This window comes from Pseudomonas entomophila, assembly GCF_013523165.1.
Classification (GTDB): domain Bacteria; phylum Pseudomonadota; class Gammaproteobacteria; order Pseudomonadales; family Pseudomonadaceae; genus Aquipseudomonas; species Aquipseudomonas entomophila_A.
Genome location: NZ_JAAMQI010000009.1, coordinates 77,193 through 96,855, shown reverse-complemented (window position 1 = coordinate 96,855; position 19,663 = coordinate 77,193). Strand labels below are relative to the sequence as shown.

Here is a 19,663-nt window from a genome sequence, read left to right as displayed (position 1 = left end):
GCGACTCCTTTCAGTTCCAGGCGGGCCTTCACACGGCCCTGTCTCTCGAACGTTTCGCGGCCCCCGTGCAAACGGGCGTGCCCGCGAAACGGATGACGCGGGACCTGGCATCACCCGTGACGGTGACCCAGGCGCAGCAGCGTCTACGAGGCTTTTTCGATACGCCAGATCCCGAACGGCTGGTAGGCCGGGTCGATACGCATCCACTGCGTCTTGCCGTACCAGGTCCAGCGATGGCCGTTCATGAGGTCTTCGCCATGGGTCTGGGCATCGTCATCCAGGCCCAGCTCCCACAGCGGCAGCTCGAAATGCGCCTCCTGCACGTTGTGCGGGTCCAGGCTGATGGCGATCAGGATGAAGTTGTCCCGTTCTGGCGTGCGCTTGGCGAAGTACAGGATGTTGTCGTTCCAGCAGTTGAAGAAGGCCACGCCCAGGTGCGTCTGCAAGGCCCGGTTCTGACGCCGGATCCGGTTGAGCTGGGCGATCTCGGCGATGATGTTGCCCGGCTGGGTGAAGTCGCGTGGGCGGATTTCGTACTTCTCCGAGTCCAAGTACTCCTCCTTGCCCGGCAGCGCCGCGCCTTCGCACAGCTCGAACCCGGAGTACATGCCCCACAGGCCCGACCCCATGGTCGCCAGGGCCGCCCGGATCAGGAACCCCGCACGCCCGGAGTGCTGCAGGAAGAACGGGTTGATGTCCGGCGTGTTGACGAAGAAGTTGGGCCGGTAGCAGTCGCGCCACGGCGCCTCGTTGAGTTCTTCGAAGTAGGTGGTCAGTTCCTTCTTGGTGTTGCGCCAGGTGAAGTAGGTGTAGCTCTGGGCATAACCGACCTTGCCCAGGCGCGCCATCATCGCCGGCTTGGTGAACGCTTCGGCGAGGAACAGCACGTCAGGGTGCTGGCTGCGCACATTGGCGATCAGCCACTGCCAGAACGGCAACGGTTTGGTGTGCGGGTTGTCGACGCGGAAGGTCTTGACCCCCTCCTCGACCCAGCCGATCACCACGTCACGCAGGGCCAGCCACAGGGCCGGCACGGCATCGGCGGCGTAGAAGTCGACGTTGACGATGTCCTGGTACTTCTTCGGCGGGTTCTCGGCGTAGCGGATGGTGCCGTCCGGGCGCCAGCTGAACCAGCCAGGATGCTCGGTCAGCCACGGGTGGTCCTGGGAACACTGGATGGCGAAGTCGAGGGCGATCTCCAGGCCATGTTCGGCTGCGGCGGCAACCAGGCGACGGAAGTCCTCGCGTGAGCCCAGCTGCGGGTGGATCGCGTCATGGCCGCCGTCGGCGCTGCCGATGGCGTAGGGGCTGCCCGGATCGTCCGGCCCGGCGTGCAGCGAATTGTTCGGACCCTTGCGGTGTTGACGCCCGATCGGATGAATGGGCGGGAAGTACAGCACGTCGAAGCCCATGTCACGGATCATCGGCAGGCGTGCGTGCACGTCGTTGAAGGTGCCGTGACGCGCCTTGTCATCGGTGATCGACCGCGGGAACAGCTCGTACCAGCTGGCGAACAGGGCCGCCTCGCGGTCCACGTCGACCGCGAACTCGACGCTGCGGGTCAGGTAGGTACGGTGTTCGGCCTGATGCATGAGCTGTGCGGTGTCAGGGGACAGCAGCGTGGCGACCTGGTCGTCGATCGACTGCTGGGCCAGGCCCTGCTGGACCGCCTCCAGTTGCTCGCGCAACGCTCCTTCGGTGCGCTCGACGCCCTTGCCCAGCAGCAGGCGACCCTCTTCGAGCTCCAGCTTGACCTCGACGCCGGCATTGAATTTCTTGCCCAGGTCGTAGCAGAACGTGGCGTAGGGGTCGATCCAGGTTTCGATGCTGTAGAGGTGCGGCCCCAGCTCGGTCGGGGTGAACGACGCCAGCCACAGGTCGTTGCCGGCCGACTGCATGGGCACACAGTGCCAGACACGGCTGTTGGCCTGGCGCCAGTTGAGCATCACCGCCAACTGATCGTGCCCGTCGCAGTAGACCTTGGCCGACACGTCGACCGGCTGGCCGCGCACGGCCTTGGTGGCAAAGGTGCCGCCGTCGAGGGACGGCTGGACGTCCTCGATGGCGATCCGTGGGGCCAGCAGCGCCTGGGACAGGCTGACGGCCTGGTCCGGGTGATCATTCGCCATGGGCACGCTCTCAAAGGGCTCATTACGTGACATCGAACCTTGCTCCGTTTAGCTTGGACGGTAAGGGTTCAGAGCAGCGGCCAGGAGTGGGGTTCAATAAAAAACGGAGCGTTTGACCGTCGGCGCCTGTCTGAACAGACGCACCCTACGTTCAACCCTTCGCGAGGCGCGCTCATGAGCATTCCTACCCCACCGGAAACCCCCGATCCGAACATCGACGACCCGTCCCTGCCGCCGTCCGTGCCGCAGGACGATCCGGACGAGTTGCCGACCCAGCCGACCACGCCGCCGACGGTGGGTGACCCGCCCAGTGAAGAGCCGCCGGTGAAGGCCTGAGCACAGCGGCGCCAGGAAGCAGAGACTGCACGCCCTCCCGCGGAGGGCGTGTCTGCCATGGTCTTCTGTCAACACCGCATTTCAGACGCGCCCATACGCCGCAACACTGACCTCCCGCATCCGAAACTTCTGCACCTTGCCGGTGACCGTCATCGGGAACGCCTCCACGAAGCGCACATGCTGCGGCACCTTGAAGTGCGCCAGGTGGGCCGCACACCAGGCCCGTACCTGCTCGGCCGTCAGGCACTGGTCAGGGTGCAGCTTGACCCAGGCGACGACGGCCTCCCCGTAGCGACTGCACGGAATGCCCACCACCTGCGCCTCGGCCACCGCCGGGTGGGTATGCAGGAACTCTTCCAGCTCGCGCGGATAGATGTTCTCGCCCCCTCGGATGATCATGTCCTTGTTGCGCCCGACGATGCGCACGTAGCCTGCATCGTCCATTACCGCCAGGTCCCCGCTGTGCATCCAGCCCTCGGCATCGATGGCCTCGGCGGTGGCCTGAGGGTCGTTCCAGTAGCCCAGCATCACGCTGTAGCCACGGGTACACAGCTCGCCGATCTCGCCCCGGGCGACCACTGCACCCTGTGCATCGACCACCTGGGTCTGCAGGTGCGGCTGGGTACGCCCGACCGTGGTGACACGCCGCTCCAGCTCATCGTCGGCACCGGTCTGCAGCGATACCGGGCTGGTCTCGGTCATGCCATAGGCGATCTGTACTTCGGCCATGTGCAACTGGTCGATGACCCGGCGCATGACGTCGATCGGGCAGGTGGCACCGGCCATGATGCCACTGCGCAAGGTCGACAGGTCGAGCTGCGCACGCAGTGGATGGTCGAGCAGCGCGATGAACATGGTCGGCACGCCGTAGAGCACGCTGGCATGCTCCTCGGCCACCGCGCGCAGGGTCAGTTCGGCGTCGAAGGCGTCGTTGGGGTAGATCATCGTGCTGCCATGGGTGATGCAGCCGAGGTTGGCCATGACCATGCCGAAGCAGTGGTACAGCGGCACGGGGATCACTAGGCGATCACGCTCGGTCAGGCCCAGGCTGCGGCCGACCATGCGCCCGTTGTTGAGGATGTTGCGGTGACTCAGGGTGGCGCCTTTCGGCGCGCCGGTGGTGCCGGAGGTGTACTGGATGTTCACCGGCTGCTCGCACCGAAGCTGCTGCTGACGCGCCGCATACGCCTCGAGCGAGGTCTGCCCTGCCCGCTCGGCCAGCGCCCGCCATGGCAGAAACCCCGGGGGAGGTGCGTTTGCCAAGCTGATCGCGCCACGCAGATCAGGCAAGCGGTCACTGGCCCACTCGCCCGGCACTGCACTGGCCACCTGGGGTATCAGAGCCTGCACCATGGCGTGGTAATCCGACGTCTTGAAGGCGCCTGCACAGACCAGCCAGCGGCACCCGGACTGGCGCAGCACGTACTCCAGTTCGGCGACCCGGTAGGCCGGGTTGACGGTGACCAGGATCGCGCCGATCTTGGCACTGGCGATCTGCAGAACGCACCACTCGGCGCAGTTGGGCGACCAGATGCCGACCCGGTCACCCAGCTCGACGCCCAGCGCCATCAGGGCACGGGCCTGCACGTCGACCTGCTCGGCCAACTGACGCCAGGTGTAGCGCAGGCCCTGGTGGCGCACGACCAGCGCGTCACCGTCGGCGTGGCGGGCGACGGTAGCATCGAAGGCCTGGCCGATGGTCATGGTCAACAGCGGCACGTCCTGGTGACCGCAGGTATGGCTGGGTTGATTCATGGGCGTCCCTGTTTGTGATTGTTCTGGGCACGGCTGAAACAAGCGACGGTAACTCTGGACCACAATGACGTTTACGTAAAGGAAACGGAGAGATTGACAGGCTTCACTCTCAGGCTTACGTTTACGTAAAGGCAATGAACGACACATCGCACTCTGGCATTGAATACGGACCTTGTGGGAGCGGGCTTGCCCGCGACAGCGTCAGGCGCACCGCCATGGCCTGCACGACCTTCATCGCGGGCAAGCCCGCTCCCACATGGGTACGGCGTCAGATGCGCGAGCCAAGGTGTCGTCCTCCCATCCAAGAACAACAAGGTGCCCCGCATGCATTACCCTTCCCTGAATTTCGCCCTGGGCGAAACCCTCGACATGCTGCGCGACCAGGTGCGCACCTTCGTGGCTGCCGAAGTGGCGCCGCGCGCCGCGCAGATCGACCGCGACAACCTGTTTCCCGTCGACCTGTGGCGCAAGTTCGGTGACATGGGCCTGCTGGGCATCACCGTGCCGGAAGACCAGGGCGGCGCTGGCCTGGGTTACCTGGCCCATGTGATCGCGATGGAGGAGATCAGCCGCGGTTCGGCGTCGGTGGCGCTGTCCTACGGTGCCCACTCCAACCTCTGCGTCAACCAGATCAACCGCAACGGCACCCCGGCGCAGAAGCAGAAGTACCTGCCCCTGCTGCTCAGCGGCGAGCACATCGGCGCCCTGGCCATGAGCGAGCCCAATGCAGGTTCCGACGTGGTGTCGATGAAGCTGCGCGCCGAGAAGCGCGGCGACCGCTACGTGCTCAATGGCAGCAAGACCTGGATCACCAACGGCCCCGATGCCCACACCTATGTGATCTATGCCAAGACCGACCTGGACAAGGGCCCGCACGGCATCACCGCGTTCATCGTCGAGCGCGACTGGGCAGGCTTCAGCCGCAGCAACAAGTTCGACAAGCTGGGCATGCGGGGCTCCAACACCTGCGAGCTGTTCTTCGACGGGGTGGAGGTGCCGGAAGAGAACATCCTCGGCCAGCTCGACGGCGGCGTGCGCGTGCTGATGAGCGGCCTGGACTACGAGCGCGTGGTCCTGGCCGGCGGCCCCACCGGCATCATGCAGAGCTGCATGGACCTGGTGGTGCCCTACATCCATGACCGCAAGCAGTTTGGCCAGAGCATCGGCGAATTCCAGCTGATCCAGGCCAAGATCGCCGACCTGTACACCCAGCTCAACGCCAGCCGCGCCTACCTGTACGCCGTGGCCCAGGCCTGCGATCGGGGCGAGACCACCCGCAAGGACGCCGCCGGGGTGATCCTGTACACCGCCGAGCGCGCCACGCAGATGGCCCTGGAGGCGATCCAGATCCTCGGCGGCAATGGCTACATCAATGAATTCCCGGCAGGCCGCCTGCTGCGCGATGCCAAGCTCTACGAGATCGGGGCCGGCACCAGCGAAATCCGCCGGATGCTGATCGGCCGTGAACTGTTCAACGAAACCCGCTGAGCACAGGGGACAGGCGCACATGGCTACCTTGCACACCCAGATCGACCCGCGCTCGGCCGAATTCGCCGGCAACCGCGCGGCCATGCTCGAACAGCTCCAGGCCCTGCGCGACCTGCTCTCCCATGTGGCCCAGGGCGGCGGACCCAAGGCGCAGGAGCGGCATGCCGCCCGCGGCAAGCTGCTGCCACGCGAGCGCATCGACCGTTTGCTGGACCCCGGATCGCCGTTCCTCGAGATCGGCCAGCTGGCCGCTCACGGGGTGTATGACGAGGACGTGCCCGCCGCGGGCGTGATCGTCGGCATCGGCCGCATCGAAGGTGTGGAATGCATGATCGTGGCCAACGACGCCACGGTCAAAGGCGGCACCTACTATCCGCTGACGGTGAAGAAACACCTGCGGGCGCAGGCCATCGCCCAGCAGAACCGCTTGCCGTGTCTCTACCTGGTGGACTCCGGCGGCGCCAACCTGCCCCGCCAGGACGAGGTGTTCCCCGATCGCGAGCATTTCGGTCGGATCTTCTTCAACCAGGCCACCATGAGCGCCTTGGGCATCCCCCAGATCGCCGTGGTGATGGGCTCGTGCACTGCAGGTGGCGCCTACGTGCCGGCCATGGCCGACGAGGCGATCATGGTACGCCAGCAGGCGACCATCTTCCTGGCCGGGCCGCCCCTGGTGAAGGCCGCCACCGGCGAGGTAGTGAGCGCCGAGGACCTGGGAGGCGCCGACGTGCACTGCCGTATCAGCGGCGTGGCGGATCACTATGCCGAGGACGACGCCCATGCGCTGGCGCTGGCCCGACGCAGCGTGGCCAACCTCAATTGGCGCAAGCTGGGCCAGGTGCAGCGTCGGGCGCCGGTGGCACCGCTGTATGCCGCCGAGGAGCTGTACGGCGTGGTACCGGCCGACGCCAAGCAGCCGTTCGAGGTGCGCGACGTGATCGCACGCCTGGTCGACGGTTCGGTGTTCGATGAGTTCAAGGCGTTGTTCGGCACCACGTTGGTCTGCGGCTTCGCCCACCTGCACGGCTACCCGGTGGCGATCCTGGCCAACAACGGCGTGCTGTTCGCCGAGGCGGCGCAGAAAGGCGCGCACTTCATCGAGCTGGCCTGCCAGCGCGGGATCCCGCTGCTGTTCCTGCAGAACATCACCGGCTTCATGGTCGGCCAGAAGTACGAGCAAGGCGGCATCGCCAAGCATGGCGCCAAGCTGGTCACGGCCGTGTCCTGTGCGCAGGTGCCGAAGTTCACGGTGATCATCGGCGGCAGCTTCGGCGCCGGCAACTACGGCATGTGCGGGCGCGCCTATGACCCTCGCTTCTTGTGGATGTGGCCGAACGCGCGTATTGGCGTGATGGGCGCCGAGCAGGCCGCCGGGGTGCTGGTGCAGGTCAAGCGCGAGCAGCAGGCGCGCCAGGGCCAGCCGCTGGACGCCGACGAAGAGGCGCGTATCCGCCAGCCGATCGTCGAGCAGTACGCGCGCCAGGCCCACGCCTGGTACTCCAGCGCGCGGCTCTGGGACGACGGCGTCATCGACCCGGCCCAGACCCGCGATGTGCTGGGCCTGGCGCTCTCGGCTTCCCTCAACGCCCCGATCGAAGCCAGCCGCTTCGGCCTCTTCCGGATGTGAACCATGAACGACTTCGATACCGTGGAACTGGTCAGAGACCCGCGTGGCTTCGCTACCTTGTGGCTGAGCCGGGAAGACAAGCACAACGCGTTCAACGCCCAGATGATTCGCGAGCTGATCATGGCCATCGCCCAGGTCGGCGATGACCCGGGCCTGCGCTTTCTGGTGCTGCGCGGCCGTGGCAAGCACTTCAGCGCCGGTGCCGACCTGGCCTGGATGCAGGCTTCGGCAGACCTGGACTTCAACACCAACCTGGACGATGCCCGGGAACTGGCCGAGCTGATGTACGGCCTGGCACGGCTCAAGCTGCCGACCCTGGCGGTAGTGCATGGCGCGGCGTTCGGCGGCGCGCTGGGGCTGATCAGCGCGTGCGACATGGCCCTGGGCACCGAGGATGCGCAGCTGTGCCTCTCGGAGGTGCGCATCGGCCTGGTTCCGGCCGTCATCAGCCCGTTCGTGGTCAAGGCCATCGGCGAGCGGGCGACCCGCCGCTATGCCCTGACCGCCGAGCGCTTCGATGCCCGCGAGGCACGGGCGCTGGGCCTGTTCGCCGACACCTGCCCGCAGGAGGCGCTGGAGCAGCGCCTGGAGACCTGGATCGACACCCTGCTGCTCAACAGCCCGCAAGCCATGCGCGCCTGCAAGGACCTGCTGCGCGAGGTGGAATCGGCCGACCTGACCCCGGCCCTGCGCCGGCACTGCGAGAACGCCATTGCCCGCGTGCGGGTCAGCCCGCAAGGCCAGGAAGGGCTGCGCGCCTTCCTGGAAAAACGTCGACCCGACTGGCAGACCACGCCGCAGGTGCACCCATGACTCGCCCTCCCCTGACCCGTATCCTGATCGCCAACCGCGGCGAAATCGCCTGCCGCATCATGCGCACCGCCAAGGCCATGGGGCTGACCACCATCGCGGTGCACAGCGCCATCGACCGCGAGGCGCGCCATGCCCGTGAGGCCGACCAGTGCGTCGACCTGGGCGGCGCCAAGGCCACCGAGAACTACCTGGACATCGATCGCCTGCTGCAGGCTGCGCGGGTGAGTGCCGCCGAGGCGATCCACCCCGGCTACGGGTTTCTGTCGGAAAACGCCGCCTTCGCCCGGGCGGTCGAGCAGGCCGGCCTGATCTGGCTCGGGCCGCCCTCGAGTGCCATCGAGGCGATGGGCAGCAAGTCGGCGGCCAAGGCGCTGATGCACACGGCCGGCGTGCCGCTGGTACCGGGCTACCATGGCGACGATCAAGGCCTCGAACGCTTCCGTCAGGCTGCGCAGGAGATCGGCTACCCGGTGCTGCTCAAGGCCAGCGCGGGCGGTGGCGGCAAGGGCATGAAGGTGGTCGAGCGCGAGGCGGACCTGGCCGAAGCCCTGGCGTCTGCACAGCGCGAGGCGCAGGCCTCGTTCGGCGATGCGCGCGTGCTGCTCGAGCGCTACGTGCTCGACCCGCGGCATGTGGAGATCCAGGTGTTCGCCGACCAGCATGGGCACTGCCTGTACCTGAACGAGCGCGACTGCTCGATCCAGCGGCGCCACCAGAAAGTCGTCGAAGAAGCACCGGCACCCGGCCTGGACGCCCACTTGCGCCAAGCCATGGGGGAAGCGGCGGTGCGCGCTGCACAGGCGATCGGCTACGTCGGTGCGGGCACGGTGGAGTTCCTGCTCGACGCCCGGGGTGCGTTCTACTTCATGGAGATGAACACCCGCCTGCAGGTGGAGCATCCCGTGACCGAGGCCATCACCGGCCTGGACCTGGTGAAATGGCAGATCCGCGTGGCGCGTGGCGAACCGCTGCCGCTCACGCAGCCCGACGTCCCCTTGAAGGGGCACGCCATCGAGGTGCGGCTGTACGCCGAGGACCCTGCCCATGACTTCCTGCCCGCCACCGGCACCCTGGCGCTCTACCGCGAACCGGCGCCGGGTGAGGGCCGGCGGGTCGACAGCGGGGTCGAGGAAGGCGACACCGTATCGCCCTACTACGACCCCATGCTCGGCAAGCTCATCGCCTGGGGGGATGACCGCGAACAGGCCCGGCTGCGGCTGTTGGCGATGCTCGACGAGCTGATGATCGCCGGCGTGCGTACCAATGCGCGCTTCCTGCGGCGGATCCTGGCGCATCCGGCGTTCGCGGCAGGCGAGCTGGACACCGGTTTCATCCCACGCTATCAGGAGGCCTTGCTGCCCGAAACACCTGCGCTGTGCACGCGGTTCTGGGCCATCGCCGCACGGGCCTGGCTGGACACAGCCCCTGCGCGCCTCGACGACAGCGACCCCTGGAGCCCATGGACACGAACGGATGGGCTGCGCCTGGGGCTGCCTGAAACGGCCTGCCTGACGCTTACCTGCGAGGGGCAGACCCAGACGGTCACGCTCGACGCCCATTCACTGCCGGCAGGGTCCTGCGCCGAGGGCACGTTGAGGGTCGAGCACGAAGGGGTCGGCACGCGACAGGCGGTGTTCCGTCAGGGCGATGCGCTTCACGTGCACTGGCAGGGTGAATGCCGTACGGTGCGGCGCCACGAAGCAGAGGCTGCTCGCGAAACGCATCAGGGGCAGCAAGGCAGCCTGGTCGCACCCATGAACGGCAGCGTCGTGCGGGTGATGACGCAGGTCGGTGCCTGCGTCGAGCCCGGCATGCCCCTGGTGGTCGTGGAGGCCATGAAGATGGAGCACAGTGTGCGTGCGCCCTTTGCCGGCACGGTGACTGCCGTGGCGTGCCACGAAGGCGACATGGTCAGCGAAGGCGAGGTGCTGGTGGCGCTGGCGCCGCACGTGCCCGCAGACGCACCGGACACGGCAGCGGGCCGATGATGAACGGCGGCGTTTTCAGAAGCGTGCGTGCGCCCGCACGACCACGCCGAGGATCTCCAGCGCCGGGTCGCAGGCCACCGTGGGGTACATGGGGTTGAGGGGGCGCAGGTAACGTATCCCGCCCTCCTCGACCCAGTGCCGGAACACCGCACCGAGGCCGGGCTGACGCGCGACGATCAGCCGGCCCGGGGCGGCCGGCACACCCGGGTCGACCAGGATCAGCATGCCTTCCGGCACGCTGAGGCCGCTCGGAGCATTCATCGCATCGCTTTCGACCCGCAACCAGAAGGCCTTGCCATGTGCCGGGTAGTCGGACAGCTGATGGACGAGGCTGTCGGTCGGTCGGTCGCCTTGCAGTTCGAGCCAGGCGAGCACCGGGTACCGAAAGCCCATGGTATCGGCCAGCGCACTCAGGGTCTCGTCCGTGGAGGACCCATAGGACGTGACCTGCTCGGCGATGTGCTCACCCTGGGGAACGATGTGCAGGCGCACCTGCAAGTGGGGCATGCCCAGTGCATCGAGCACCGCGTTCATCATGTCCAGTTTGGGCTGCCGCTCGCGACGCAGCCAGTGCCCGACCGCGCCCTGGGTGACGCCCACACGTTCGGCGAGTTTTTCTTGCGTGATGTCGAGTTCACGCATCTTGGCCTTGACCAAGGCAATCCATTTTTCCATGGCAGGCACGATACGGGCTGCCGATCGGCGCTCAATACACATAATGTATTATTTTGATTGCCGCATGGAATACGCAAGGTATTAGTATGAAGCCCTCGTATTTTCCTGCTAGGCAATCAAAGGTAACAGGATGAAACCATCTACATATCTGGAAAGGGATTTGGACAGCGAAGCCGCTCGTCGGGCGTTGGATTTCTATCTCAATCCACCCGCTGCCAAGGTCGACCCCCACGCCTCACTCTGGACGTTGCGGCCCGACATCACCTCCGAGCATGCTCAGGAGCAAGCCATGACCCTGCTGCGTTGTGCCGCGACCACAGCAGGCGAATCCGCTGGGGTTCAACAGGGTTCGTCCCGGGAGTTGCTGCTGGCCTTGATGCACATGATCAACATGGCACGCGCCCTGCTGGATCACGTTCGAGCGCAGGCAGAAGTGGCGGAATAGAGGATCGCTGCGAGGCAGCCGCACCTGGGCGACCTTTATTTTCACCGAACGGCGAAAAAACATTTGACGACTAAATGATAACGATTATTATTGCACCCAGCGGATCGAGAGATCCGCTGGGTAATCCGAACGCCTTCAGGTCGGACGTTCAGATTATCTCCTCATCAGGCTAATCACGGTTTTTGACCCGGCTCTTGCTGGGTCTTTTTTTTGGCACTTCAGGCTAATGAAGGCAGGTGACCGTTTTGAGGGCGATGATAACAAGCCTCGATCATTTCGTGAACGGATGTTGCAACGTTTCCCCTGTCAGCACTTGAGAATCAATCGCCTTTTCGGTGCGTCGGGCCTGGACTTCGTTTCACCGTGCCTTTGAGCAAGGAGCTGCACATGACGCGTCTTCTGTCGTCGTTTTGCCCTGAGTCGGACACGGTTGCCCCCTTCGCGGAGGCCGCCTGCGTGCACAGCTTCGGACAACTGCCTCGCCGGGTGCAGCAGGTGTGGCTGTTCAGCACGCTGGATGGGCTGGATTTCCGCCAGATCGGCGAGCGCCTCGGCCTGTCGGTACAGGACGTCGAGCACCTGCTGCTACAGGCCCTGCGCACCATGCACCCCGCGCACGATCCGGCCACGCGTTGCGCCGGCCAGTGGTACGTGCGGCTGCAGAGCCCTGAGGTGACCACGTGCGAGCGCATCGACTTTCGTCGCTGGCTGGATGCTCACCCCGACCATCTGCAGGCCTTTCACGCGATCGAACTGCACTGGCGCAGCCTGGCCGACAGTGTGCGCCAGCTTGGCGCGGACGGCTGGTACCGGCACGGCCGCGCAGCCTTCTCGCTCGGTGGCGGCCTGCTGACCCTCGGCCTGGGCCTGGCGGCGGCACTGGCGCTCGGTTATTGGGCCTGAGCAGCAGCGGTAGTACAGTAGCGGCACAAGAAACGCCACAGGAGCCTGGCCATGACCGTGACGCTGCTTCCGCTGCACATCGACTGCGACTTCGACGCTGGCAACATCGAGGTGGTCGATCTCCATGACCCCACCGACATTCGCCTGAGGATCCGTCCCGATACGGCCAGCGCGCATTTTCAGTGGTTTCATTTCAAGGTCGCAGGCCTGGTGTCAGGCCTGGTCTATCGCTTCGTGCTGGAGAACGCCGGGCACTCGTCGTACCCCACCGCCTGGCATGGCTATCGCGCCGTCGCTTCGTACGATCAGCAGGCATGGTTCCGGGTGACCAGTGACTTCGATGGGCACGCACTGACCTTCGAGCTGACCGCCCAGGCCGACACCGCCTGGTTCGCCTACTTCGAGCCGTACCCGCGGGCGCGTCATCATCGGCTGCTCGAGCAGGCCCTGGCGCATCCCGCGACCACGCTACTGGCCAACGGCCGCAGCGTCGAAGGCCGGGACATCCCCCTGCTGCGCGTCGGCAATGGCGCCGCGCACAAGCGCAAGCTCTGGCTGATCGCCCAGCAGCACCCTGGCGAGCACATGGCCGAATGGTTCATGGAAGGCCTGATCGAGGCGCTGGTCCAGCCGACACCAGGCATCCGGCACCTGCTCGAGGCGGCCGACCTCTACCTGATCCCCAACATGAACCCCGACGGTGCCTGGCATGGCCACCTGCGCACCAACCTCAAGGGCGTGGACCTCAACCGCGCCTGGCAGCAGGCCAGCCTCGAGGACAGCCCGGAAGTGTTCTTCGCCAAGGCGCAGATGCAGCAATACGGTGTGGATGCCTTCATCGATGTGCACGGTGACGAAGAAATCCCACACGTCTTCGTGGCCGCCTGCGAAGGCAATCCGGGCTACACGCCCCGCATCGCCGAGCTGGAAACACGCTTTCGCGAGACGCTCTGCGCCGTCACCCAGGACTTCCAGACCACCCATGGCTACCTGCGCGACCAACCGGGGCACGCCAACCTGGCCTTGGCCTGCAATGCGGTAGGGCAAGCCTACGACTGCCTGGCGCTGACCCTGGAAATGCCGTTCAAGGACCATGACGACGCCCCCAACGCCCTCACCGGCTGGTCAGGCGAGCGCTCCAAGGCCCTGGCTGGCGCAGTACTCAACACCCTCGGCCAACTGGTCGACGCGCTGCGTTAACGACCCGGGTCCTGCAGGCCGATCCACTCGATCCCGTCGGTCATCATGGCCGGCGGGCATCGCTGCAGAAAGTCGCCCAGGCGGTGGAGCGCCGCGCGCTTGGGGCTGCCGCCTGGCCAGTGCAGGCGGTAGCCATCGCCCGTGGCCACGGCCTGCCGGAAGGGCATGACCAGGCGGCCACAGGCCAGTTCGTCGCTGACCAATGCCAGGTCCACCACCGACACACCAAGCCCCTGAACAGCGGCGCTGATGCCCTGGTCGAGCGTGTCGAACACCTGCCCGCGTGTGACCTCGACCCCCGTGCCATCGACGGCGGCCAGCCAGCGGCGCCAATCGCGTCGGTCGAGTGAGGGGTGCAGCAGCTGGCACCGGTTCAAGGCCGCCAGGCCCAGGTGCGCATCGATCGGGTACCGTGGGCTGCAGACGGGCACCAGCCACTCGTCGAACAGCGCCAGGCTGTCGGCACCGCCGTGCCCCTTGGGGCCGCCCAGCAGGACAGCGCAGTCGTAAGGCTCGCTCTGGAAGTCCACCTGGTCGACGTCCATCCACACGCTCGACAAGTGCACCGCGAACCCGTCGGCCTGCTGGCGAAAGGTGTCCAGCGCCCGCAACAGCCAGCGCACGCTCACCGTAGACGGTGCCTTGAGCCGGATGCCATGCCGCTCGTGCTTGAGCACCGCGCAGGCGTCTTCGATCAAGGCGAACCCGGCCCCCAATTGCGTGGCCAGCGATCGGCCGTGCTCGGTCAGCCTCAGCCTAGGGCCACGACGCTCGAACAAGGCGCAGCCGAACATCGCCTCCACGGTCTTGACGTGCTGGCTGATCGCGCCTTGGCTGATGCACAACTGCTCGGCGGCGCGCGTGAAGGACCCATGGCGAGCCGCTACCTCGAAGGCACGCAGGGCTTGCAGGGCGGGGATACGTTCTGACATGGGGCGACTTTACCATTAGCCATACTTATCATCAGGCCCAGTTCCAGGTCTTTTACAGCGTGGCTCCAGCACCCGAAAATGCCGGCCTCGGGTCGAGCCTTCTCGACCTCCCTCTTGTGCGCCCTCGAAAAGCGCCCGTGATGCCGCCTGGAGTATCAGCCGCTGTGAATACCGCCCTGCTTTGCACCTATGCCTTGACCGTTCTGCTGCTGATCGCCACACCGGGGCCGGTCGTCGCGCTGGTGCTCACGGCCGCTACCCGCAACGGCGCCTGGCAGGCGCTTCTGACCGCCCTGGGCAGCAATGCGGCCTCGCTGGTGCTGATCGCAGTGGCGGCCTGGACGATCGTCGCGGGCGCAGCGCTCGATGCGGCCTGGCTCAGCGGGCTGAGCCTGGTGGGCTGTCTGTACATGGGGTACCTGGGCCTGGACGCCGTGCGTGGCAGTCTGAACCGCCCTCGTGTGTCCGACGTGTCGGCGTCGCTGGCCGATCCGCAGGCGCCGGCCAGATCCAGCGGGGTGCGACAAGGGTTCGTGGTCGGCCTCTGCAACCCCAAGGACATCCTGTTCTTCGTGGCCTTCTTCGCGCAATTCCTTCACGTGACCGACACGTTCGAGACCAGCCTGGCCGTACTGACCGGGGTCTGGGTGCTGGTCGATCTGTCGGTGCTGAGCCTGTACGTGCTCATCGCCCACCGACTGGCTTCAGCACGCCATGCGCACTCTGTGAGCCTGGTCTCGGGTGGGGCGCTGCTGCTGATGGCCGTGGTGGGGCTGCTCCACAACCTGCATCTGGCGCTGGCCCCGGTTTCATGACGGACAGACCGATGAGCGGAGCAGATGCTCATCGGCACCGGCTCTAAAGCGGTTGGAAGGGTGCAAACGCACTCTTTCCGGACACCTGCGACCCTCGTCATCCACTCAGCTGATCCGAATCAGGGCTGCCATGGCTTTCGGCAACGGGGGGAGCGTGGCTAGAATAGCCCCCTGTAGCCCAGATAGGCCGAGGCGCCACGACATCCGCATGAATACTGACACCGCCCGCTCGTCCCAGCGCCCTGCCGGCGCCTTCCCTGCCCAGCGGACCTGCCTGTGACGGTGGCCCGGGTGGCTCCCGCCCTGCTGGCCGTCCTGATGCCGGTGGCCGCTTCGGCCATGGACGTGCGCATCGACGCGCATGCCGACCTGCTCTACCGGCAGGCGCTGCCACTGCTGGAGCAGGCTGACGTGCCAAACGATGCCAGCCCCTTGCAGACGGCGGACAACGACCCCGAGTTGAGCCGACAAGGCCAGGCCATGGCGCGCACGCTGCCGACCGCCGTGGCGTTGCTGAAGAAGTCCGTGAGCCTGGGGCACCCCGTGGCGCAATACCGGCTGGCGCTGTACTACATGAACTACCTGCCTGCCGACGAGATTTCCGATGCAGCCTGCCCGCTGCTGGAAGCCAGCCTGAAGCAAGGCTTCGCACCGCCGGCCCCGGCCATCGCCACGTGGTGCCCGCCCTTCAATGCCAGCGCCAGCTACCGCGACGCGCTGGAGGCGATCCCGGGCATGGCCACCCTGTACGCTGCCTATTACCCGCAGCCTGCGGTACGCCTAGAGTGCAGCCGTGATCGTCCCCAGGGGCTGGCCATGCAGTGGGGTCGACAACGGGATTATCAGGCCGAGGTCTATCGCTTGCTGGGCGACCTGGACTCATCGCAACGCCGGGACTTGCTGCTCAAGGCGGTGGAGATCAACGGCTGCGCGGCGGCGCAACGGCGACTGCTGAGCAATCACTGAAGCCCGGCGATGCCCTCATGCCAGGGCCCTCGCCGCAGGTTGCCTGCCCCTGACGGCCACGCCGCCGATGTCACAGGCAGGTGGCGGCCGTCGCACGACGCTGCAACGCGGCGCCCTCCTGGCGCTGGGCATAGAAGTCGACCTGGCTGCCCCCGGCCTGCGGCCGCACATCCACGAACACCTCGGCATCGCGCACATGCACGGTGTACACCCCTGCCTCGCGTGCTTCCAAGTAACCACTGGCGTCCACCCCGAAGGTGCGCTCGTCCTGCCAGCTGTACTGGATGCACTGGGCGACCTGCACCGGCGGCTTGGCCGAGTCCATGCGGGCGTCCGGCGCACGCAGACGCGCCTCTTGCATCACCGAGGAGGCACACCCCGCCAGCAGCATTGCCGCGCCCATCGTCAGGATTCGTCGCATCTGTCGCACTCCTCGAAAAAGGAGCCGACTCTAGCATTGGCGTGCAGCTCGAGTGAATTGTTCGTGGCCTGTTGCTGTCAGACGAGTACATGCCATGTCAGAAAGGAGAATTACATGAACCCGCGCCATCTGTTGTCCGCACTGCTGCTGACTGGCACCTTCGCGTGTCTGCCCATGGCTGCCCAGGCCGCCGATGCTGGCAAGACCGATGAATCCATCCAGAACGACCAGACCCGCAATCGTGAGCTGAAACAGGGCGACAAAGCGCCCGATCAGTACAAGCGCGATGAAGCGGCCATCAAGGACTGGAAGGCCAAGGGGCTGAAGGCACCGGAAGACGAGGTAAGCCAATGGGTGGATATCGATGATCACTACGTCCTGGTGCAGATCACCAATGGCGTGATCATGGAAATCGTTCCCAAGAAAAAGTGATCGATCGCTGCACGGGTCACTGTTCAGCTGGTGCGCAGTCGAGGCACCAGCCTGATCCACTCCATGGCCCCTCCACCGCCATGGAACCTGAAGATCCCTCCCTTGCCTGCAATGCACGCCTGCGCCATGGATGCACGCTTCCCGTCGGCGGCCCTGTCGCTATATAGTCCTGTCTATAACGAAAACCCAGGACCTCCCTTCATGCGCCCTCTGCTCTCCTGTTTCGCGGCTCCACTGCTGCTAGCGCTCGCCTGCGCCCAATCGGCTTCGGCCGACGAGGTGAACGTCGCCGTCGCCGCCAACTTCACCGCACCGGTCAAGGCTTTGGCCCAGGCGTTCGAACACGACACCGGCCATACCCTGGTCGCCGCGTACGGGGCTACCGGACAGTTCTACGCGCAGATCAACAATGGCGCGCCGTTCGATGTGTTCCTGGCCGCCGACGACACCACACCTGCCAAGCTCGAACAAGAACACGCCACCGTGCCTGGCTCACGCTTCACCTACGCCATCGGCACCCTGGCGCTCTGGTCACCCACGCCCGGCTATGTCGACGGTCAGGGCGAGGTCCTCAAGCAAGGCGACTTCAAGCACCTGGCCATCGCCAACCCCAAGACCGCGCCTTACGGACTGGCGGCCATGGAAGTGCTCGACAAGCTGGGGTTGACCCAGGCCACGCTGGCCAAGCGGGTCGAGGGCCAGAACATCACCCAGGCCTATCAATTCGTCTCGACCGGCAACGCCGAACTGGGTTTCGTCGCGCTGTCGCAGATCTACAAGGATGGCGCACTGCAGAGCGGTTCGGCGTGGATCGTGCCCGCGACCCTGCACACGCCGATCCGCCAGGACGCGGTCATTCTCAAGAAAGGCCAGGACAATCCGGCCGCGCGCGCCTTCATGGACTACCTCAAAGGCCCGAAGGCCGCCCAGGTGATCAAGTCCTACGGCTATGACATCTGATGCCGCTCGATGCCAGTGACCTGGGCGCGATCTGGCTGACAGCCAAGCTCGCCAGCCTGACCACGCTGATCCTGCTGGTGATCGGCACGCCGATCGCCTGGTGGCTGGCGCGTACCCGCTCCTGGCTGCGCGGCCCGGTCGGCGCGATCGTGGCACTGCCACTGGTACTGCCGCCCACGGTGATCGGTTTCTACCTGCTGATCGCCCTCGGCCCGCACGGCTGGATCGGCCAGGCGACCCAGGCCTTGGGCCTGGGCACCGTGGTGTTCAGTTTCACCGGCCTTGTGATCGGCTCGGTGGTGTACTCGCTGCCGTTCGTGGTCCAGCCGCTGCAGAACGCGTTCGGCGCCATCGGCCAACGCCCGCTGGAAGTGGCGGCCACCCTGCGCGCCGGCCCTTGGGATCGGTTCGTGCACGTGGTCCTGCCCCTGGCGCGTCCTGGCTTCGTCACGGCCGGGATCCTGGGCTTCGCCCACACGGTCGGCGAGTTCGGCGTGGTGCTCATGATTGGCGGCAACATCCCGAACATGACGCGGGTGGTGTCGGTGCAGATCTTCGATCACGTGGAGTCGATGGCGTACGCCCAGGCCCATTGGCTGGCGGGCGTCATGCTGGTGTTCTCTTTCCTGGTGCTGCTGGTGCTGTACGCCGGCCGACGCCGCCACGGCAGCTGGAGCTGACATGCACGGAACGCTACAGGTCAACCTGCGCCTGGCGCGCGAGGATTTCACGCTGGCGGTCGACCTGAGCCTGCCCGGCTGCGGCGTCAGTGCGCTGTTCGGACCATCCGGCTCGGGAAAGACCACGATCCTGCGCTGCCTCGCGGGCCTGGAGCAGGCCGACGAGGCCTTCATCGAGGTCGATGGAGAGGTCTGGCAGGACAGTACCCGTGGTCATTTCCTGCCGCCTCATCGACGCTCGATCGGCTACGTGTTCCAGGAGGCCAGCCTGTTCGCGCACCTGGACGTGCGCGCCAACCTCACGTTCGGCTGGCGACGCATCGCCCAGGCGCAGCGCAGGGTCGAGCTGGAACACGCCTGCGCCCTGCTGGGCATCGCCCACCTGCTCGACCGCCGCCCCGCCACGCTGTCGGGCGGTGAAGCGCAGCGGGTGGGGATCGCCCGGGCGCTGCTGACCAGCCCCAGGCTGCTGTTGATGGACGAACCCCTGGCCGCACTGGACGGGCCGCGCAAGCGCGAGATCCTGCCCTACCTGGAGCGCCTGCACGACGAACTGGACATCCCGGTGGTGTACGTCAGCCATGCGCAGGACGAGGTGGCGCGGCTGGCCGACCACCTGGTGGTGCTCGAGCAAGGTCGGGCGCTCGCCAGCGGGCCGATCGCCGAGACCTTGGCACGCCTGGACCTGTCGCTGGCACAGGCCGACGATGCCGGCGTGACCCTCGACGTCCAGGTATTGGACCATGACGCCCACTATCACCTCTTGGCGCTGCGCCTGCCGGGTCAGGACGCCTGCCTGCGAATCGCCCATGGCTCGCGTGCACCCGGCAGCCGGCTGCGCGTGCAGGTCCAGGCACGCGACGTGAGCCTGAGCCTGGCCGAAGATCAGGCCTCGAGCATCCTCAACCGCCTGCCGGTGACGGTGCGCGCCTGCCAGGCGACAGAGAACCCGGCCCACCTGCTGGTGGCCCTGGACGCAGGCGGGCAGCCCCTGCTGGCGCGCATCACGCGCTATTCGGCCGACCAGCTGGGCGTGCACGTGGGCCAGGCGTTATGGGCGCAGATCAAGTCGGTGGCGCTGCTTGGCTGAAAACGGGG

19 protein-coding genes are annotated in these 19,663 nt (G+C 66.2%); 14 read left to right on the top strand and 5 right to left on the bottom strand.

Annotation, left to right across the window (positions count from 1 at the left end; translation table 11 throughout):
* Positions 1-143 precede the first annotated feature (143 nt).
* Entirely contained in the window at positions 144-2,162 is a 2,019-nt protein-coding gene (locus G7Z99_RS09595) for an alpha-1,4-glucan--maltose-1-phosphate maltosyltransferase (RefSeq protein ID WP_181093473.1), read from the bottom strand.
* Positions 2,163-2,303: 141 nt separating this feature from the next.
* Between G7Z99_RS09595 and G7Z99_RS09590 the strand changes: the two genes are divergently transcribed.
* Entirely contained in the window at positions 2,304-2,465 is a 162-nt protein-coding gene (locus tag G7Z99_RS09590; RefSeq protein ID WP_181093472.1) for a hypothetical protein, read from the top strand.
* 81 nt (positions 2,466-2,546) lie between these two features.
* Here G7Z99_RS09590 and G7Z99_RS09585 read toward each other — a convergent pair whose 3' ends face one another.
* The gene (locus G7Z99_RS09585; RefSeq protein ID WP_181093471.1) at positions 2,547-4,220 is read right to left on the bottom strand and encodes an AMP-binding protein; all 1,674 of its coding nucleotides are present in this window, start codon (positions 4,218-4,220) and stop codon (positions 2,547-2,549) included.
* A gap of 324 nt (positions 4,221-4,544) precedes the next feature.
* Here G7Z99_RS09585 and G7Z99_RS09580 point away from each other — a divergent pair, with 324 nt between their 5' ends.
* Genes G7Z99_RS09580 through G7Z99_RS09565 form a run of 4 tightly spaced genes read left to right on the top strand, consistent with a single transcriptional unit; the run spans position 4,545 to position 10,136 of the window.
* Positions 4,545-5,708, top strand: a complete 1,164-nt coding sequence (locus tag G7Z99_RS09580) for an isovaleryl-CoA dehydrogenase (RefSeq protein WP_181093470.1) — start codon at positions 4,545-4,547, stop codon at positions 5,706-5,708.
* 19 nt (positions 5,709-5,727) lie between these two features.
* Positions 5,728-7,335 (top strand): carboxyl transferase domain-containing protein, encoded by a 1,608-nt coding sequence (locus G7Z99_RS09575; RefSeq protein ID WP_181093469.1) that lies wholly within the window; start codon positions 5,728-5,730, stop codon positions 7,333-7,335.
* Between the two features lie 3 nt (positions 7,336-7,338).
* Complete coding sequence (locus G7Z99_RS09570; protein ID WP_181093468.1) at positions 7,339-8,148, top strand: gamma-carboxygeranoyl-CoA hydratase; 810 nt, start codon at positions 7,339-7,341, stop codon at positions 8,146-8,148.
* Complete coding sequence (locus G7Z99_RS09565; protein WP_181093467.1) at positions 8,145-10,136, top strand: acetyl/propionyl/methylcrotonyl-CoA carboxylase subunit alpha; 1,992 nt, start codon at positions 8,145-8,147, stop codon at positions 10,134-10,136. Before G7Z99_RS09570 ends, G7Z99_RS09565 begins: the two co-directional genes overlap by 4 nt.
* A gap of 15 nt (positions 10,137-10,151) precedes the next feature.
* Here G7Z99_RS09565 and G7Z99_RS09560 read toward each other — a convergent pair whose 3' ends face one another.
* Positions 10,152-10,853 carry a LexA family protein gene (locus G7Z99_RS09560; RefSeq protein WP_181093466.1) on the bottom strand — a complete coding sequence of 234 codons (702 nt, stop codon included), beginning with the start codon at positions 10,851-10,853 and terminating at the stop codon, positions 10,152-10,154.
* 88 nt (positions 10,854-10,941) lie between these two features.
* Between G7Z99_RS09560 and G7Z99_RS09555 the strand changes: the two genes are divergently transcribed.
* The 3 genes from G7Z99_RS09555 (at position 10,942) to G7Z99_RS09545 (ending at position 13,359) form a co-directional block, all read left to right on the top strand.
* Positions 10,942-11,256 (top strand): DUF6124 family protein, encoded by a 315-nt coding sequence (locus G7Z99_RS09555; protein WP_181093465.1) that lies wholly within the window; start codon positions 10,942-10,944, stop codon positions 11,254-11,256.
* A gap of 387 nt (positions 11,257-11,643) precedes the next feature.
* Positions 11,644-12,159 (top strand): DUF4880 domain-containing protein, encoded by a 516-nt coding sequence (locus G7Z99_RS09550; protein ID WP_181093464.1) that lies wholly within the window; start codon positions 11,644-11,646, stop codon positions 12,157-12,159.
* Between the two features lie 51 nt (positions 12,160-12,210).
* Entirely contained in the window at positions 12,211-13,359 is a 1,149-nt protein-coding gene (locus G7Z99_RS09545) for a M14 family metallopeptidase (protein ID WP_181093463.1), read from the top strand.
* Here G7Z99_RS09545 and G7Z99_RS09540 read toward each other — a convergent pair.
* Positions 13,356-14,291 (bottom strand): LysR substrate-binding domain-containing protein, encoded by a 936-nt coding sequence (locus tag G7Z99_RS09540; RefSeq protein WP_181093462.1) that lies wholly within the window; start codon positions 14,289-14,291, stop codon positions 13,356-13,358. The genes G7Z99_RS09545 and G7Z99_RS09540 overlap by 4 nt on opposite strands.
* A 164-nt stretch (positions 14,292-14,455) precedes the next feature.
* Between G7Z99_RS09540 and G7Z99_RS09535 the strand changes: the two genes are divergently transcribed.
* Both G7Z99_RS09535 and G7Z99_RS09530 read left to right on the top strand, forming a co-directional pair.
* Positions 14,456-15,106, top strand: coding sequence for a LysE family translocator (locus G7Z99_RS09535; RefSeq protein ID WP_181093461.1), 651 nt, complete (start codon positions 14,456-14,458; stop codon positions 15,104-15,106).
* Between the two features lie 318 nt (positions 15,107-15,424).
* Entirely contained in the window at positions 15,425-16,072 is a 648-nt protein-coding gene (locus G7Z99_RS09530) for a sel1 repeat family protein (RefSeq protein WP_219854159.1), read from the top strand.
* 70 nt (positions 16,073-16,142) lie between these two features.
* On the opposite strand, the gene G7Z99_RS09525 is transcribed toward G7Z99_RS09530, so the two are convergent.
* Positions 16,143-16,493 (bottom strand): hypothetical protein, encoded by a 351-nt coding sequence (locus G7Z99_RS09525; protein WP_181093459.1) that lies wholly within the window; start codon positions 16,491-16,493, stop codon positions 16,143-16,145.
* A gap of 114 nt (positions 16,494-16,607) precedes the next feature.
* Between G7Z99_RS09525 and G7Z99_RS09520 the strand changes: the two genes are divergently transcribed.
* The 4 genes from G7Z99_RS09520 to modC all read left to right on the top strand — a co-directional run bounded on the left by G7Z99_RS09520 (position 16,608) and on the right by modC (position 19,655).
* Positions 16,608-16,925 (top strand): RcnB family protein, encoded by a 318-nt coding sequence (locus tag G7Z99_RS09520; RefSeq protein WP_181093458.1) that lies wholly within the window; start codon positions 16,608-16,610, stop codon positions 16,923-16,925.
* A 201-nt stretch (positions 16,926-17,126) separates the two neighbouring features.
* A complete protein-coding gene (gene modA, locus G7Z99_RS09515; RefSeq protein WP_181093457.1) occupies positions 17,127-17,885 on the top strand; it encodes a molybdate ABC transporter substrate-binding protein in 759 nt (252 codons plus the stop codon).
* Positions 17,885-18,565, top strand: a complete 681-nt coding sequence (gene modB / locus G7Z99_RS09510; RefSeq protein WP_181093456.1) for a molybdate ABC transporter permease subunit — start codon at positions 17,885-17,887, stop codon at positions 18,563-18,565. The genes modA and modB overlap by 1 nt, the downstream gene beginning before the upstream one ends.
* A gap of 1 nt (position 18,566) precedes the next feature.
* Positions 18,567-19,655 (top strand): molybdenum ABC transporter ATP-binding protein, encoded by a 1,089-nt coding sequence (gene modC, locus G7Z99_RS09505; RefSeq protein ID WP_181093455.1) that lies wholly within the window; start codon positions 18,567-18,569, stop codon positions 19,653-19,655.
* Positions 19,656-19,663: the final 8 nt, after the last annotated feature.